This window comes from Psychrobacter sp. CX14 (assembly GCF_057396205.2).
Map to the genome: position 1 here is coordinate 531,660 of NZ_CM183187.1, position 15,672 is coordinate 547,331.

The following is a 15,672-nucleotide window of genomic DNA, read 5'->3' on the forward strand; positions in this document are numbered from 1 at the left end:
ATTGGCTGCCTTTTTTTAAGAGTTATAACTAACATCTATCTCGATGATAATATCTAGCAAATATTATTTGTCGTCAGATGTTGGTAGTGAAGGCTCTTCACCTGATAGAGTAGTGATAGAAGGTTCTTCACCTGTTTTCTCTTGAGTATTAGCGATGGCTTTTTCTGCCTTCGCTTTAGTGGCTTCTTTTTCTGCTTTATCTTGAATCTTACGTAAGAAACGTGCAGCGGCTTCTTGACCACCAAGACCAAATGATAGAGCGAAAGCAACAGCAACCGCACCCAAAGTAAGACCAAAGGCAAGGTTAACGATTGAATCGGCAATGCCCATCGCTTTTAGACCCATCGCAAGCACTAGGCCCATGATAAGTACACGAACGATAGTTGCTAGGAAGTTTGAGCCTTTATCAGAACGCTCAACAACGCCAGCGATGATGTTAGCAAGCCAGAAACCGATGAATAGGATAACAGCACCAAGGATGATGTCTGCACCAAAGCTGATGAACATAGTGATGATAGCACTAATTTGTTCAAAACCTAGTAGGTCAGCGGCAAGAATGCCAGCAAACAACATAGCGAAGAAAACCATCGCATGGCCAACAAGGTCAGAAACTTTAGTGTTACCCATAGCGCTATCTAGGCCAACTTTCGCTGGTAGAGCGTTAACAGTGGTATTCTCAAGTAAACCTTTAACAACGTTAGCAACCATTTTCATGATGAAGTAAGTAATAATCAAGATTGCAGCTGCAGTAAAGATATTTGGCAGAGCGTTCATGATTTTGTTCAGCATATTAGTTGCTGGACGTGAAATTACTTCGATGTTTAATGCGTCAAGAGCAATGATAGTGGTTGGGATGATAACCATTAAGAAAGCTAATGAACCAGCAATGTTTGGTAGGCTGTTTTCACGGTTATTACTGATACCCGCTTTTTCCGCAAAACCTTGTAGGTTTAGGCTTGATACCATGTTGGTAACGATGCCGCGGATGATTTTAGCCACAATATAGCCAACAAAGAATACGACAGCAGCCATAAAGATGTTAGGAATGTAGCTGATTGCTTTGTTAAGCATATTGGTTAGCGGTGCAAATAAACCGTCTAACTGCAATTGGCCAAGTACGATTACTAAGATGAATAGTAAAATTACCCAGTAAACCATGTCAGCAATGGTGCTGCTCATTGGTTGAACACCGGCTTCAGCACTTAATTTTTCATCTAGTGTGGTTTTAGATAGTGCAGCATTGATCGCAGTGCGAGCAACTGTTGCAATAACCCAACCGATAACACCAATAACCACAGCGCCTAATAGCGTTGGAATGAATGATAGAACGCTATCAATCATATTGGCAAATGGTGCTGAAATAGCATTTAAGCTAAGCATGCTTAATGCGCCAGAGATGGCCATTAAGAACACAAACCAAAAAACGACTTTGGCAATGATGTTTTCGATATCGTATGTTTTACCTGTTGAGCTATTAACACGCTGGTTTAAGTTAACACGTGCTAATAAGTTACGTACCACACCACCTAAAGCCATAGCGATTAACCAACCAATAACGAATATCAGAATAGCTGCGATAATCGAACCAATTGGTCCGCTTAAATTGTTATTAAACCAAACAAACATGTTGTCCATGCTGTTTCTCCTATAATGTAATGCAATAAGAGGGGCAGAAAAACCGCCCCTATAACTACTTTTGTTGTTTTAAATTTTGCTGTCTAGCAAGATTATTGTGACAAAATATCTGACGATGACTTAGTCAGACAACTTAAAAAACAAGTTATTTAGTCAGTTTTACTTAACTAAATATTCAATTCAACTAATGATATCAGTTGGTCAATAATAGCCAATCTAAATAACTGACAGTTCACGACCCCACTTTATCGGATTAGTTAACAATAATAAACAGCTATCTTTCATATATGTTTAAATATATGCATATAAATGTGATATAGCACCAATTTATTAACATATTCTATACATTTATCTGTCGTATTAACGTAGCTGTATGGTGAATGAGTGTCGATTTTGATATTATTAGCCCCATTGATATAAATAACGTATCCTATGGGATTCTTTAAAATTATACCGATGTTGGTTCGTCGATTTTACTAAATTAATATTTCATTAAAGTTTAGGTGTAAACACATTCTCTTTATTTCATATCTTAGAATAAAGAGGTAATTGATTTAATTAGCTTTAAACAGTGGTATAGATAAGCGATAAACAGTATTAAGCACAAATCGCATTAAACGATAATGTGTCACCTTTAATGGTTATAACAGGGACACATTATTTCATTCAATCTGAATATAATTTTAATTCACTACAGAGAACATTTATTTATGAAAAAAGTAATGGCCCCTAAAGTACTTGCAGTTGCCCTATTAAGCTCGCTTGCATTTGCATGTGCAAATAATGGCAATAAATCTGAACAAAGCAGCTCTACGGCGACAGTCACTGAGCAAAGCTCAGAGCTTGAAAAAGTAGGTTACAGCATCGGTTACATGATGGCTGAAGGCAATAAAGAGATGGTTGATGACTTAAATCTAGATACTTTTGAGCTTGGTTTTAGAGATGCTTATAACGGTAAGGAAGCGGCTTTAACTGAAGAGCAAATGCAAGAAGTTGTGATGAGCTATCAGGAGAGAAAGCAGACTGAAATGATGGAAAAAATGCAGCAAGCAGCCGTCACTAATAAACAAGAAGGCGATAAGTTCCTAGCCGAAAACGCTAAGAAAGAGGGTGTTAAAACCACTGAATCTGGTCTTCAGTATAAAGTACTTAAGCCAGGTAATGGCAAATCACCAAGTGACAGCGATATGGTTAAAATTAACTATGAAGGCAAATTACTTGATGGTACCGTATTTGATAGCTCGTATGACCGTGGTGAGCCCGTTGTATTCCCAGTACAAGGTATGATTCCAGGCTTTAGCGAAGGTCTAACGCTTATGAAAGAGGGTGGTCAGTATGAATTATATATCCCTGCTGAGCTTGCGTATGGCGAAACGGGTAACCCAGGTATTGATCCAAACAGTACTTTAATCTTCAAAGTAGACATGATTGAAGTGAACCCAGCAATGCCTGAACAGCCAGCGGCAGCACCATCAGCACAATAATCTAATCAGTCGAGTTATATTAGATATTGCTAGATAGATATTTAGTCGCTAATTCATATAAAAAAGGCCTGCAAATCGCAGGCCTTTTTTTTGTGGTAAATTTATTCATCTAAAGCTTAAAAGTAGTCGACTTATAGTTTTTTACGGAAGACTTTTGAGTTACGACCATTATAATAGGTGGTCTTACGTGGCTCAGGTAATTCTTCAGCGCTAACTTCTTCAAAGCCTTGTTCAACAAACCAATGCGCGGTACGGGTCGTCAATGCAAATAGTTGATGGCGGCCATGACTGCGCGCTTGTTGTTCTAAGAAAGCTAATAAGTCGGCACCGCGGCTACCATTGCGGTAATCAGGGTGGATGGCAATAGAGGCCACTTCTGCAGAATCTTCATCTAATGGATATAAGGCAGCACAGCCTAAAATCATACCATCACGTTCAATGACACTATATAGCTCAATCTCTTGCTCTAAACGCTCACGTGAACGGCGCACCAAAATGCCTTGCTCTTCTAGTGGTGCCAACAGTTCAATTAAACCGACCACATCATCGATATTGGCACGGCGAATCTCTTCATATGGGTCATGGCTAATCAGTGTACCTGATCCATCACGGGTGAATAATTCTTCAAGTAAGGCACCATCTTGAGCATAAGAGATAATATGGGTACGATGAATACCGTCACGGCAAGCTTGTGCCGCGCAGTGCAAGAAGTAATAGATTTCACGGTCTAAATCACGGTCACGCAAGAAGCGGTCAATCTCGTTTGGAATCATAGCGTGAAGCAGACGGCCTTCTTCATTAATACCGGTTTCGTTGCCTAAGAAAATTAGCTTATCTGCTTTTAGCGCGACTGCTGCTTTTAACGCCACATCTTCGCCCAATAAGTTGAAGATTTCACCTGTGGCAGAGTAGCCCATAGAGCCTAAAATAACCATATGGCTATGTTGTAGGTTATTCTTAATAGCTTCAACATCGATAGAGCGAACTTCACCGGTCATTTGATAATCAACGCCATCACGCACACCATAAGGTCTGGCTGTTACAAAGTTACCTGACACCGCATCAATGCGTGAGCCATACATAGGAGAGTTTGCGAGCCCCATAGACAGCTGAGCTTCAATTTGTAGACGGATAGCGCCTACCGCTTGTAAGATAGTTGGCATTGCTTCTCGCGGCGTGACTCGAATATCATTATGTAGCGGCGAGTCTATACCAAGGTCTTGTAGATTTTTCTCAATTTGCGGGCGGGCACCATGTACCAACACAAGCTTAATGCCTAAGCTGTGTAATAAAGCAAAGTCATGGATAAGATTGCTAAAGTTCGGATGGTTAACCGCTTCGCCGCCAAACATAATAACGAATGTTTTGCCTCGATGAGTATTAATATAAGGGGCAGAATTGCGAAACCAATGAACATAATCTGGAGTTATTTGTGGCATAGCAGTATCAATCATATATAAAATATCGCAGTGGACTTAAGGCTTAAGAGAGGGACAGACGCTTTTACGATAGCAAAAAATCCCAACTTGGGCTATCTTTATTTTAGCAGTAAGGGCTCAGAAACTGACTTAATACAGATAATTACGTGAATTTGTCGCATACTATGGCTCATTATTCACTTTTAATAAGATCAATGTCAGCTTTAAGGTCCATTATAATTGACCTTAAAATAAAAATAGCCTTAAGAAAATGGCCATACTCAATAATACGGTTGAGTAATTCATATTGAGTGATATACATAGCTATTTATATAAGACTATTAAAGTTATATGTGATAGGTGGCTATGGTTAACGATAGCCACTGAGAAAGGCTGACTTTGCCTGTTAATACCATTAAGATATAGCCAGTAAAGCTATCACGCACTGACATACTTTTATTCACCGTCATATCCATAAACATACAATAAGGGACACTCTTTATGAAATCTTATGCATCTTTTCCGCTGCTAACCAAACTGACCAGTGGTGCGGCATTCGCCTCAGCAATGTTAGTGGCTAGCATGAGTGCGCAGGCTATGTTGCCAACGCCTGAGCCTGAGATGAACAATCCTAGCAACTTAGCCAATGCTGCAGCAATAAATCAAAGCCAAGTTCAAGGTCAAAATCAGATGAATGCCGGCCGAGTTAATGGGGCCAATCAGGTTGAAACTAAGACTGTCGCTGCATTAGTTAGCGTTGATGCACAAGGTCAGCCAGCCTTAAAACCTATTGATGCCAATACGCGTCTACAAAAAGGTAATGTGATTGAATATCATACTTATGTGACCAATCACAGCCCAGACCGTATGCGCAAAATGACAGTAACCATGAGCATTCCTGCCCAAGTGAAGCTTGCTGGTGAAGTTGCTCCAGATACTGCTTCTGCCAGTGTGGATGGTACGAACTATAGCCGCATGCCATTACGTGGCCGCATCAATGGTCAATTGCAAGATGTACCACTTGAGTACTATAAACATCTACGTTGGACCATTGAAGGCTTAGGTATCGATGAGACAGCAGTGATGAAATACCGCGCTGTTGTTCGATAGTTTTTAGACCGCCTATGAGTCGCTAGTGACTAGCGATTAGTTAACACTTAAGTAAAATCAAAAAGCTCATTACCCTTATGGTAGTGGGCTTTTTTAGGTTTTAAAGCTATGTGTCATGAAGCCTTAATAAAGCAAACGTAGTCTGTGTCATAGATAACGTCTCACAAAGCCATTTATTACATCCGTTTACCAAAGCCTTCACACAATGATAGGGACCCACCATGCCTTTAGCATCACAGACATCACGACCTTCTTTATTAAAAAACAGCTTAAAACGCACCCTTTGGGCATCCGCTTTATTATCAACAAGCTTTCTTTTATCTGCTTGTGGTAGTGACTCTGATAACAATATTAGTAGTATGATAGACGACGATGACTCTGTGGATCTAATGACGCACTATAACCGTGTGGTGTTTAACCCTGTCGGCAGTTATGTGCATGGCAGGTTTGATGAATCTGCGGCCGAGATTGTGGCATTTCATGCACCGACAAAACGCAGCTTTGTGGTCAATGCACAAAACAAAAAAGTCGACGTACTTAATATCTCAGACATCACTAAACCGGTATTTGAACAAGCATTGGATGTCTCTGATATTGGCAGTACTGTGAACAGCGTAGCCGTACAGGGCGACTTGATTGCACTGGCTGTTCAAGCGAATATAAAAAGCGATAATGGTTTTGTGGTGATTTATGATGCCAATAGCTTGCAGCGATTACAAACTATTGCCGTTGGTGCGTTGCCTGATATGGTGACCTTCACCCCAAATGGTAATTACTTGTTGGTTGCCAATGAAGGCGAGCCTGAGGATGACTATCAGGTAGATGCTGAAGGCTCAATTAGTATTATCAACCTAATGGATATCAACAACCCATTGGTGCAAACCGCGACATTTACCAAGTTTAATTCACAAAAACAGCAATTAATTGATGCTGGCGTGCGTATCTTTGGTCAAAAAGCAGACGGCAGTATGAGTACGGTCGCTGAAGACTTAGAGCCAGAATATATCGCAGTCGATAAAAACAGTCAGACGGCTTACGTGAGCTTGCAAGAGAATAATGCTATAGCCATCGTTGATATTGCTTCTGCTGATGTGACTGCTATTAAAGCACTGGGTGCAAAAGATCATTCAGTTGAAGGTAATGAGCTGGATGTCAGTAATAAAGATGATGCCATTAACATCACAACATGGCCGATTATGGGCATGTATATGCCAGATGCCATTGCCTATTATTCAGTAGGTAATAAAGGGTATTTAGTGACAGCAAACGAGGGTGATGCACGTGAATGGGGCGACTTCAATGAAGAGATTGGTATTAAAGATGTCGAGGTAGACCCTGCTAAATTTAATGCGCTGGCTTGTCATAACTTGGACTGTAGCGATAAAAAAGCACTGGGTAAAATAGACTTTACCAATACCATGGGTGACAGTAATGGCGATGGTATCTATGACGCGTTATACAGCTTTGGCGCCCGCTCATTTAGTATTTGGGATGTCGATAACTTGACCACGCCAGTTTATGACAGCGGCAGCTTTATGGCCAGATACACCGCAGAGAAGTATCCGAATAACTTTAATGCCAGCAACGATAAAAATGAAGCGGACAACCGCAGTGATAACAAAGGCGTTGAGCCAGAAGGCGTAACCATCGGGCATATCGGCTCACAAACGATTGCCTTTATTGGCCTTGAGCGTATTTCAAGTGTGATGGCGTTTGATGTCACTGACCCTGACAATGTGCACTTTTTGGGTGAGATTAATACACGCAGCTTTGATGATACAAAATTAGCCGCAGCAAAAGACGGTACCCTGCTAGCGGATGCTGATGGTGACTTAGGTCCTGAAGGTCTAACTTTTGTTTCAGCAGAAGAGTCGCCTTCTGGCAAGCCATTGTTATTGGTAGGTTTTGAGGTTAGTGGCAGTTCAAGAGTGTTTGAGCTTGATTTTACTCAAGAGCCTGCGGCTTAATAGCCTTAACGGTATCGGATATTAGCCTAAGAGTTAAAAGAGCCTCAAACAGTGTTTGAGGCTCTTTAGAATGAACGCTGTTTATAACAAATAATGTCTATTGTGCTGACGCCATTCGATAGGTAGATTCCGCTTGTTTAATCGCTTTGAATATAGCCGGTAAGCTGCGCTGTGCGGCAGCTTCTCCTGCCTCAATGGCTTGCTCACGATCAAGGGTATTGATGGTACTAATATTTGCCACATCTGGCTGGATCAAGACATCAGCACGCGCTATCTCAGCTCTATTGGCTGCCTGATAATTTTGCGAATAGTCTGAGGATTTTTTATTACGTGAATTAGCGCTGCTATTGGCGTAGTTACTATAGCCTTGCTCAATTAGCGACCAAATATTTTTATTATTTAGCGCATTATCTTTGTTATTGCTATCCCCCGTACCGACTTGCAAGTCCACAGCAATTACCACGTCAGCGCCCAGTGATTTTGCGGTATCGACCGGTACAATACTGACCACACCGCCATCAACGTATTTTTTGCCAACAATACCAGATAGGGCAGGGTCAGGAATACGCGGTGCAATAAAGATGTTTGGCACACTGCTAGACGCTTGAACCACTAAGCCTGTATTGCCCTCTGTGAAGACGGCTTTTTTAAGACTGTGTTTTTCTGCAGCCACGGCAGCAAATCGGGTAGGGAGCGATTCGATAGGCAGGCCGTTGACTTGCTGATTGACAAAGTTTCGCAGCTTTATGCCTTCAATCACGCCTTGATAGGATAAGGTCGGGTCAGTCAACTCACTATCTCGAACGCTCAATGCGATTGATTCAAGCTCATTGGCTGTCTTACCGCTAGCATAAAGGCTTCCCACAAAGCTGCCAACACTGGTGCCTACGACTAGATTTGGCTTAATGTTGTTTTCTTCAAGTACTTTGATAACGCCAACATGAGCAAAGCCTTTAGCCCCGCCACCGCCAAGCACCAAAGCAATCACGGGGCCTTTGGCTACAGGCTGAGCTTTCGATGGGCTAGAGCTGTTAGGAGTAGTCGCACAAGCGGTCAGTAATATGCCTGCACTAATAATAGCGCCAAATGTACGCATACTTTTAGGCAAGGTCTTTAAAGGGAAGGGTTGATTATTCATCGTCGTCTACATAATCCGTAAGTGGGGTAAGCTCTAGCACTTTAATAAAGCGGCCATCGACGTCAATGATAGAGATATGCCAACCTTGCGTGGTGACACTCTCGCCTTCTAGGTCGCCTACATGCCCAAGCTCCTGCATTACAAGGCCGCCCATGGTATCGACATCGGTATCATCAAAACGGGTATGCAGCTCTTCGTTACAGTCCTCAATTAAGGTTGAGGCTTGCACGATCCAAGTGTTTGGTTTTTCAGGATGCGGAATAATATTATTAATATCGCTGTCCTCATCGAAATCGTCATGCTCATCGACAATATCGCCAACAATCTCTTCTAATAAATCTTCCATGGTCACCACACCGACCATATTACCGAACTCATCGACCACGACTGCCATATGCACTTGGGTGCGCTGTAATGAGCGCAGTAGCGTATCAGAGCGTGAGGTTTCACTGATATAAAGGGGCTGACGTACCAATGATTTTAGGCGAAACGAGGTATTGCCATCGTCTTTTTTACGAATTAGGTTAACAAGTAGAGGGATAAGGTCTTTTGCCAACAAGATACCAATGACAGCATCATCATCTTGGCTGTCAAAGACAGGGTAGCGTGAATGGCTGGTCTCCAAAATCATGTCCATGATATCAGCCAAGCTGTCATTTTCATGAACCCCTTCTACTTGTGGACGCGGTGTCATGATTTCGCGAACCTGAGTTGCTGGCAGGTCGAGGACGCCCTCTAACATATCGACAGTATCAGGCTCTAAAAATTGGTGCGAGTCTTGAACAAGTTTGATTAGCTCATCTCGAGTCTCAGGGGCGGTGTTTAGCCAGCGCTTTAATCCGCGCATTGACCAACTAGCTGTGCCAGAATTGTCATCAGACATGGGGAAGTTATCACCTCGTATGGTTATTAAGTTGTTCTCACTTTATCCCAAGGGGCGTTGATATTCAACGGCAAACACCACTATTTTGACTGCTATTTTGTATTGTCACTGTGAGACGCAATTGCTATGTTGTTATGACTGAAATAAACTGAGTCCACTTTTGGATTACGGATGAACACCCACTATGTCAAAAACCTCCTTGATCTCTCGACTTAAGCTTCGCTTACAGCCGGCAACACGTTTGGCGGCGAGAGTGATTAACGGCGTGGTAAAAGCGCTTATCTTTTTGACATTAATCGTGTGTGCCATATGGGCAGGCCTGCTGCTGTGGATTCAGTTAGTCGATTACCCAGTGATGCGCTGGCTAGTGGTAGCGGTGGTTGCCGCCTTCTCTTTAATAACTTTGGTCAATTATATTCGCCATTCAAAGCAAGGCGCTAAGTGGCTGGCAGGCTTCTCAGTCTTATGGGTGTTGCTTGCTATGTGGTTTGCATGGTTACCGGCTAAGCAAGACCGTCCTTGGCAGCCTGAGGTCAGTCGTTATTTAAGTATCAGCCAAGATGAGCAGAATCCAAATCTGGTTACGCTGCATAATGTGCGTGATTTTGATTGGGTGCGCGCGCCAGATAGCGAGACACTGGTGCAGCCTATAGAGCCTTATTACTATAAAGTCGCTGCAGAGACATCAGAAGAAAAAGGTGAAAGAATTGATCTGGTTGCTAAAGAACGTTGGGTCGATCGTACGATTGATTTAAGCAAGCTGTCTGGGGTGGATATTATTAATTCCTACTGGATGGGGGCGCCTATCGGGCATACTTTGTTGAGCTTCCGTTTTGAAGATGATAGGCCGCTGAGCTTCTCGATTGAGATTCGTAAAGAAGAAGATGAAGTGTTTTCGGCTATAGGCGGGTTTTTTAAACAGTTTGAGATGATAGTAGTAGCGGCAGAGGAGCGCGATATTGTTTATACCCGCAGCAATGTACGTGGTGAACAGGTGTATCTATTCCCAGTGCAAGGTATGACGCAGCAGCAGATTCAGGATCTGTTTTTACAATATCTTAATCAAGCAGAGCAGCTGCAGCAAGAAGCCAAATGGTATAACACCTTAATACGTAACTGTACCACGGTGCTTTTTGATATGGCGCGCGATGTTACTAAAGGTGACGGCCTATTCCCTCGTGACTATCGTATTTTGGCGTCTGGTTATGTGCCAAATTATTTATATGACGAAGGATTATTGCCGGCAGGGAGCTGGGATATTAAGCAGTGGTATAAACGTGCTCATATTAATCCTAAAGTCGCCAGCTTTAGTGAAGCGGATAACCAAAGCGCTTATGACTATTCGCAGAAGATACGCGAAGGATTGCCAATCCCTAAACCTTCGATTAGCAATAATCCAGAGTCTTAATAGCTTGGACCGTAAGCAAAGCTATTATTAATACTAATGGCTTTGCTTCGTACTTAACGGGTTAAGACTTCTGGCAATATAGAGTCTTTTAATAGCCACCAAGTAACGGGGTCAGATACCTTGCGCCAAAACGGTTCAAATGGGGGTGATACAAAAATCATCACTAACAAAATGGCATATAAGCCAAGATAATAATAGCGCTGCGAGTCTTGATAGAACTTCATTGCTGTACCTGACGAGCGCTTAAGGCGTTGGTTTAATAAATCAACACTATAGGCTTCATCCAGTCCAAGATGCACCAAAGAGCCTAATAATAAAAAGGCCCCATAGAACCAGCTGGTGGCAGGCGGCGTATCCAACACGTAGTAGTTTATACTCGTACACAGTAAGGCCAAAACCAGCATATAGGGGACGGAGTGAATGATTCCGCGGTGCACGGTCAGCTTAGTGAACACAGCAAAGATGGCATAGCGCACAAAGGCATAGCCGGCGAGCCAGAGCAATAGCATAGAAACCAGTGATAATTCACTGCGCCAATGAATCAAGAGCGAAAATGCCATCACAAAAGACATTAAATTAAAGCCAATCTTAATCGGTGTTGAGTTGTCAGAGTCGATATCGGGCAACAATCCGCCGACCGTGCCGGCAAGCACGCATAATAAAAACTCTTGAGCACCGACCAGACCTGCTTTATAGGTTACCAAGCCCAAAACCCCACTGACGATAAAGCCGCCAGTGAGGTGGGTATTAAAATTTGCCACAGAGTATTAGCCTACCAATAATGTTCATTCACTATTCCAAAAAAAGTCGTGCTATCTGATAGATAGCACGACTTAGTATAGATTATAACCCTTAAAATATAAAAACTATTTCATATTTTAAGGGTTTATATTAAAAGGTTTTAGGTTGTAAGATCTGTTCCATACGCTTGGCCAAGCGTATATCATGGCTAGAAATACCATTTAAATCATGAGTGGTTAGGCGAACGTGCACCTCATTATAGATATTGGTCCATTCGGGGTGATGCTCGATTTCTTGCGCATGAAAAGCCGCTTGAGTCATAAAGCTAATGGCTTCAATAAAATCGTGAAAAACAAAGGTTTTTACAATCGCATTGCCGTCTTTGCTCCAGCCATTTAATTCTTGCAATTGTATCTCTACTTGAGCGTCGGTAAGATGGCTCATACAGCCCTCCTAAAAAAGTAAAAGGTATCTAGCAGGATAATATACTAAAGTTGCTAGCCTATTGTATAGAGTGTGGAGCAGTTCTAGCATTTAGAGCCTATCACCACTTATTTGACTAAGTCTTGATACTCTTCATGCTTGTTAATATATGAATCAACAAATGAACATGCAGGTACCACTTTCTTATTCTCGCTACGTGCATAATTTAACGCGTGTTTTACCAGTGCTGAGCCAACACCTTGACCGCCAAGCTCTGGTGGCACGATAGTGTGATCATAAACGATGGTATCGCCTTGATCTTGATAGCTGATAAATCCAGTATGACCATCGATGGTTGTTTCAAAACGGTTTTCGCTTGTATTTTGGGTGATATTAACATTATTACTCATATCTCATTCCTTATATTGTGTTTATAACCTCTATATAGACTGTCACGTTAATTACAGAAGTTAGATAGGTAAATAGGTAAAATAGTGAGTTATATATTAAGTGAACTTAACTAAGGCGGTCAGTAGGCAAATAGTAAATGAAAGTATTGTATCGTTATCGGTTTTGAACTAAATAGGATGATTACAAAGGATGATTTAGTTATGACTATTGCAATAGACGACCTCACTATCAAGCCTTTATCGGCCAATGATTACGAAGCATTATTTGACTTTGAGCAACGTAATTGGGACTATTTTAAGCAAGCTGTTGGCGCAAGACCTGATACGTATCGTAAATATGACAGTTTTTGCGACGTTCAAAGCGAGATTATGCAAAAGCAAGCTGACGGCACGATTGCCTTTTATTTAATATATCAAGAAGATAAAGTCGTCGGAAGGATTAACTTACGGGATATTCAAAAAGGATGTGCGAACTTGGGCTATCGCATCTGCGAGTCTGCAATTAGGCAAGGTATAGCTAGTTTTGCTGTTAAGCAAATACTACAAATAGCAAAACAACGAGGTGTAACGCGTCTAAATGCCCAAGTAGCGGACACTAATCTTGCGTCAGAGAAGGTACTTCATAAAAATGGGTTCCAATACTCACATACGGAAGTTGAAGCGGTATCTTTGAATGACACAATGATTAACCTCAAACACTTTTATAAGATGATAACTTACCCCTGATATGCGATAATGCCTTTTAACTGATTATCCCTTTTCTAATTGCTTTTAAATAAGGCCTAAAACGAATAATGGAGTCTTAATGGCACAATATATTTACACCATGAACAAGGTGTCAAAACTTGTTCCACCTAAACGTGAAATCTTAAAAGACATTAGCTTGTCTTTCTTCCCTGGCGCAAAAATTGGTGTTTTAGGTATCAACGGTGCGGGTAAGTCAACCTTACTACGCATTATGGCTGGCGTGGACACCGAATATAGCGGTGAAGCCCGTGCGCAGCCAGGTACTAAGATTGGCTATTTGCCGCAGGAACCGCAGCTTGATAATAGCAAAGACGTTCGTGGTAACGTGGAAGACGGTATGCGTGAAGCGTTAGATGCGCTGACTCGTCTTGACGAGATTTATGCAGAATACGCCGCACCTGATGCTGACTTTGATAAGCTTGCTGAAGAGCAGGGCAAAATGGAAGACATCATTCAAGCTTGGGATGCACACAACTTAAATACCCAACTTGAAAAAGCGGCCGATGCGCTACGTCTGCCACCTTGGGATGCTGATGTGAGTAAGCTCTCTGGTGGTGAGAAGCGCCGTGTGGCACTGTGCCGTTTGTTGTTATCCCGCCCTGATATGTTACTTCTTGACGAACCGACTAACCACTTGGATGCAGAGTCTGTTGCATGGCTAGAGCAGTTCTTGAAGAACTTTAGCGGAACCATCGTTGCCATTACCCACGATAGATATTTCCTTGATAACGTGGCGGAGTGGATTCTTGAGCTTGACCGCGGCTATGGCTATCCATATGAGGGTAACTACACTGAGTGGCTAGAGCAGAAGAATAAGCGTCTAGAAGAGCAGCAAAAGCAAGAAGAGTCATTTGCCAAAGCGCTGAAAAAAGAGCTTGAGTGGGTGCGTAAAAACCAAAAAGGTCAGCAGGCCAAATCTAAGTCTCGTATCCAGCGCTTTGAAGAGCTGAACTCGAAAGAATTCCAGCAGCGTAACGAGACCTCTGAAATCTATATTCCACCTGGTCCTCGCCTAGGTAACAAAGTGATTGAGGTGAACAATATCTCAAAATCTTTTGGTGATCGTCTGCTATATGAGAACCTAAGCTTTAATGTGCCACCAGCAGGTATTGTCGGTATTATCGGTCCTAACGGTGCAGGTAAAACCACATTATTTAACATGATGACCGGTCTAGATAAACCAGATACGGGTACGGTTGAATTGGGTGAAAGTGTGAGCGTGGCCTATGTGGGTCAGGTTCGTGATAACTTAGATGACAGCAAAACCGTTTGGGAAGAAGTATCAGACGGCCTAGACATCATCAAAGTTGGCGACTATGAAACGCCAAGCCGTGCTTATATTGGCCGCTTTAACTTCAAAGGCTCTGACCAACAAAAGTTAGTTGGTAACCTATCTGGTGGTGAGCGTAACCGTCTGCAATTAGCGAAAACCCTAAAGCAGGGCGCAAACGTTATCTTACTGGATGAGCCATCAAACGACTTGGACGTAGAAACCTTACGTGCGCTAGAAGATGCGATTCAGGTATTCCCAGGCACAGTATTGGTCGTATCGCATGACCGCTGGTTCCTTGACCGTATCGCGACTCATATCTTGGCCTTTGAGCCAGAAGGTCCAGTCTGGTTTGATGGTAACTACTCTGAATATGAAGCTTACCGTAAGAAAACGATGGGTGATGACGCCGGTCCTAAGCGTATGAAGTACAAGAAGATTGGCGGCTAAGAGTAGGTTGGTTTGAGGGTTTATTAAATGATTTATAAATGGTTTACTATTTTATAAACCATTATCTTACATAATTTATCATTATTTACTAGAGGCATAATTGCAAAAGCTGTTATGCCTTTTTTATGTCTGGCATTTTAATAGATGTCATTAATTCCTTATTAAAATAAGCCATTAAGGGAGCTTTTGGTAATAGTTATTACCAAAAGCTCCCTAGTCCTGAAAATTTCATTATAAATTTGCATTTGTAAAGAAAAATTATTTTATAAATTTGTTAGCTAATAAACTAATTATATAATTAAGATCAATATTGATTATTATGAAAAATAAAATAGAATATTTCTATTTTGTATCTATATATATAATTTAAGTAATTTTAGTTGTTTATGTTGTTGACCTCGGCAGTGGTTTAGTTTTTAATACACTCATTAACGTCACGTTAATGCTCCTTAAGCTCTGCTGATAAGTAATCAGCCTATTTATGTCACTGTAAAAATTACTTTGAAGTTCTATTAACACCTTTATGACTAAGCGCTTTATCTTAAAGATGTAAATTTTTCTTCTTTAGTTAGTTTCAAAATTGAGTAG

14 protein-coding genes are annotated in these 15,672 nt (G+C 41.7%); 6 read left to right on the top strand and 8 right to left on the bottom strand.

Features of this window, described 5'->3' with window-relative positions; all coding sequences use genetic code 11:
• Positions 1-63 precede the first annotated feature (63 nt).
• Entirely contained in the window at positions 64-1,635 is a 1,572-nt protein-coding gene (locus AC2SLO_RS02300; RefSeq protein ID WP_486543853.1) for a mechanosensitive ion channel, read from the bottom strand.
• Between the two features lie 710 nt (positions 1,636-2,345).
• On the opposite strand from AC2SLO_RS02300, the gene bamJ reads away from it, so the two are divergent.
• The gene (gene bamJ, locus AC2SLO_RS02305; RefSeq protein ID WP_486543852.1) at positions 2,346-3,119 is read left to right on the top strand and encodes a BamJ family beta-barrel-assembly machinery protein; all 774 of its coding nucleotides are present in this window, start codon (positions 2,346-2,348) and stop codon (positions 3,117-3,119) included.
• 131 nt (positions 3,120-3,250) lie between these two features.
• Here bamJ and argA read toward each other — a convergent pair whose 3' ends face one another.
• Positions 3,251-4,573 (bottom strand): amino-acid N-acetyltransferase, encoded by a 1,323-nt coding sequence (gene argA, locus AC2SLO_RS02310; RefSeq protein ID WP_486543851.1) that lies wholly within the window; start codon positions 4,571-4,573, stop codon positions 3,251-3,253.
• A gap of 311 nt (positions 4,574-4,884) precedes the next feature.
• The gene (locus tag AC2SLO_RS02315) at positions 4,885-5,019 is read right to left on the bottom strand and encodes a hypothetical protein (RefSeq protein ID WP_495637084.1); all 135 of its coding nucleotides are present in this window, start codon (positions 5,017-5,019) and stop codon (positions 4,885-4,887) included.
• Between the two features lie 19 nt (positions 5,020-5,038).
• Between AC2SLO_RS02315 and AC2SLO_RS02320 the strand changes: the two genes are divergently transcribed.
• On the top strand, positions 5,039-5,647 hold the full coding sequence (locus tag AC2SLO_RS02320) for a hypothetical protein (RefSeq protein ID WP_486543850.1): 609 nt from the start codon (positions 5,039-5,041) through the stop codon (positions 5,645-5,647).
• 221 nt (positions 5,648-5,868) lie between these two features.
• On the top strand, positions 5,869-7,614 hold the full coding sequence (locus AC2SLO_RS02325) for a choice-of-anchor I family protein (protein ID WP_486543849.1): 1,746 nt from the start codon (positions 5,869-5,871) through the stop codon (positions 7,612-7,614).
• Positions 7,615-7,711: 97 nt separating this feature from the next.
• Here the strand turns inward: AC2SLO_RS02325 and AC2SLO_RS02330 are convergent, their stop codons facing one another.
• Positions 7,712-8,752 carry a patatin-like phospholipase family protein gene (locus tag AC2SLO_RS02330; RefSeq protein ID WP_486543848.1) on the bottom strand — a complete coding sequence of 347 codons (1,041 nt, stop codon included), beginning with the start codon at positions 8,750-8,752 and terminating at the stop codon, positions 7,712-7,714.
• Entirely contained in the window at positions 8,745-9,635 is an 891-nt protein-coding gene (locus AC2SLO_RS02335) for a CBS domain-containing protein (protein ID WP_486543847.1), read from the bottom strand. The genes AC2SLO_RS02330 and AC2SLO_RS02335 overlap by 8 nt, the downstream gene beginning before the upstream one ends.
• 184 nt (positions 9,636-9,819) lie before the next feature.
• On the opposite strand from AC2SLO_RS02335, the gene AC2SLO_RS02340 reads away from it, so the two are divergent.
• Positions 9,820-11,043, top strand: coding sequence for an Lnb N-terminal periplasmic domain-containing protein (locus AC2SLO_RS02340; protein WP_486543846.1), 1,224 nt, complete (start codon positions 9,820-9,822; stop codon positions 11,041-11,043).
• Positions 11,044-11,096: 53 nt separating this feature from the next.
• Here the strand turns inward: AC2SLO_RS02340 and AC2SLO_RS02345 are convergent, their stop codons facing one another.
• The 3 genes from AC2SLO_RS02345 to AC2SLO_RS02355 form a co-directional block, all read right to left on the bottom strand.
• Positions 11,097-11,804 carry a metal-dependent hydrolase gene (locus AC2SLO_RS02345; protein ID WP_486543845.1) on the bottom strand — a complete coding sequence of 236 codons (708 nt, stop codon included), beginning with the start codon at positions 11,802-11,804 and terminating at the stop codon, positions 11,097-11,099.
• Between the two features lie 130 nt (positions 11,805-11,934).
• The gene (locus tag AC2SLO_RS02350; protein WP_486543844.1) at positions 11,935-12,228 is read right to left on the bottom strand and encodes a 4a-hydroxytetrahydrobiopterin dehydratase; all 294 of its coding nucleotides are present in this window, start codon (positions 12,226-12,228) and stop codon (positions 11,935-11,937) included.
• Positions 12,229-12,335: 107 nt separating this feature from the next.
• Entirely contained in the window at positions 12,336-12,617 is a 282-nt protein-coding gene (locus AC2SLO_RS02355; protein ID WP_486543843.1) for a GNAT family N-acetyltransferase, read from the bottom strand.
• Between the two features lie 201 nt (positions 12,618-12,818).
• Here AC2SLO_RS02355 and AC2SLO_RS02360 point away from each other — a divergent pair, with 201 nt between their 5' ends.
• Complete coding sequence (locus AC2SLO_RS02360) at positions 12,819-13,343, top strand: GNAT family N-acetyltransferase (protein WP_486543842.1); 525 nt, start codon at positions 12,819-12,821, stop codon at positions 13,341-13,343.
• A gap of 79 nt (positions 13,344-13,422) precedes the next feature.
• The gene (ettA, locus tag AC2SLO_RS02365) at positions 13,423-15,084 is read left to right on the top strand and encodes an energy-dependent translational throttle protein EttA (protein ID WP_486543841.1); all 1,662 of its coding nucleotides are present in this window, start codon (positions 13,423-13,425) and stop codon (positions 15,082-15,084) included.
• Positions 15,085-15,672: the final 588 nt, after the last annotated feature.

Excerpts from the sequence above, each read along its gene's own strand:
- AC2SLO_RS02360 (WP_486543842.1), top strand. The coding sequence starts at position 12,819 with ATGACTATTGCAATAGACGACCTCACTATCAAGCCTTTATCGGCCAAT.
- AC2SLO_RS02330 (WP_486543848.1), bottom strand. The coding sequence starts at position 8,752 with ATGAATAATCAACCCTTCCCTTTAAAGACCTTGCCTAAAAGTATGCGT.
- AC2SLO_RS02320 (WP_486543850.1), top strand. The coding sequence starts at position 5,039 with ATGAAATCTTATGCATCTTTTCCGCTGCTAACCAAACTGACCAGTGGT.
- bamJ (WP_486543852.1), top strand. The coding sequence starts at position 2,346 with ATGAAAAAAGTAATGGCCCCTAAAGTACTTGCAGTTGCCCTATTAAGC.
- ettA (WP_486543841.1), top strand. The coding sequence starts at position 13,423 with ATGGCACAATATATTTACACCATGAACAAGGTGTCAAAACTTGTTCCA.
- AC2SLO_RS02340 (WP_486543846.1), top strand. The coding sequence starts at position 9,820 with ATGTCAAAAACCTCCTTGATCTCTCGACTTAAGCTTCGCTTACAGCCG.
- AC2SLO_RS02335 (WP_486543847.1), bottom strand. The coding sequence starts at position 9,635 with ATGTCTGATGACAATTCTGGCACAGCTAGTTGGTCAATGCGCGGATTA.
- AC2SLO_RS02350 (WP_486543844.1), bottom strand. The coding sequence starts at position 12,228 with ATGAGCCATCTTACCGACGCTCAAGTAGAGATACAATTGCAAGAATTA.
- AC2SLO_RS02300 (WP_486543853.1), bottom strand. The coding sequence starts at position 1,635 with ATGGACAACATGTTTGTTTGGTTTAATAACAATTTAAGCGGACCAATT.
- AC2SLO_RS02325 (WP_486543849.1), top strand. The coding sequence starts at position 5,869 with ATGCCTTTAGCATCACAGACATCACGACCTTCTTTATTAAAAAACAGC.
- AC2SLO_RS02315 (WP_495637084.1), bottom strand. The coding sequence starts at position 5,019 with ATGTTTATGGATATGACGGTGAATAAAAGTATGTCAGTGCGTGATAGC.
- argA (WP_486543851.1), bottom strand. The coding sequence starts at position 4,573 with ATGATTGATACTGCTATGCCACAAATAACTCCAGATTATGTTCATTGG.
- AC2SLO_RS02355 (WP_486543843.1), bottom strand. The coding sequence starts at position 12,617 with ATGAGTAATAATGTTAATATCACCCAAAATACAAGCGAAAACCGTTTT.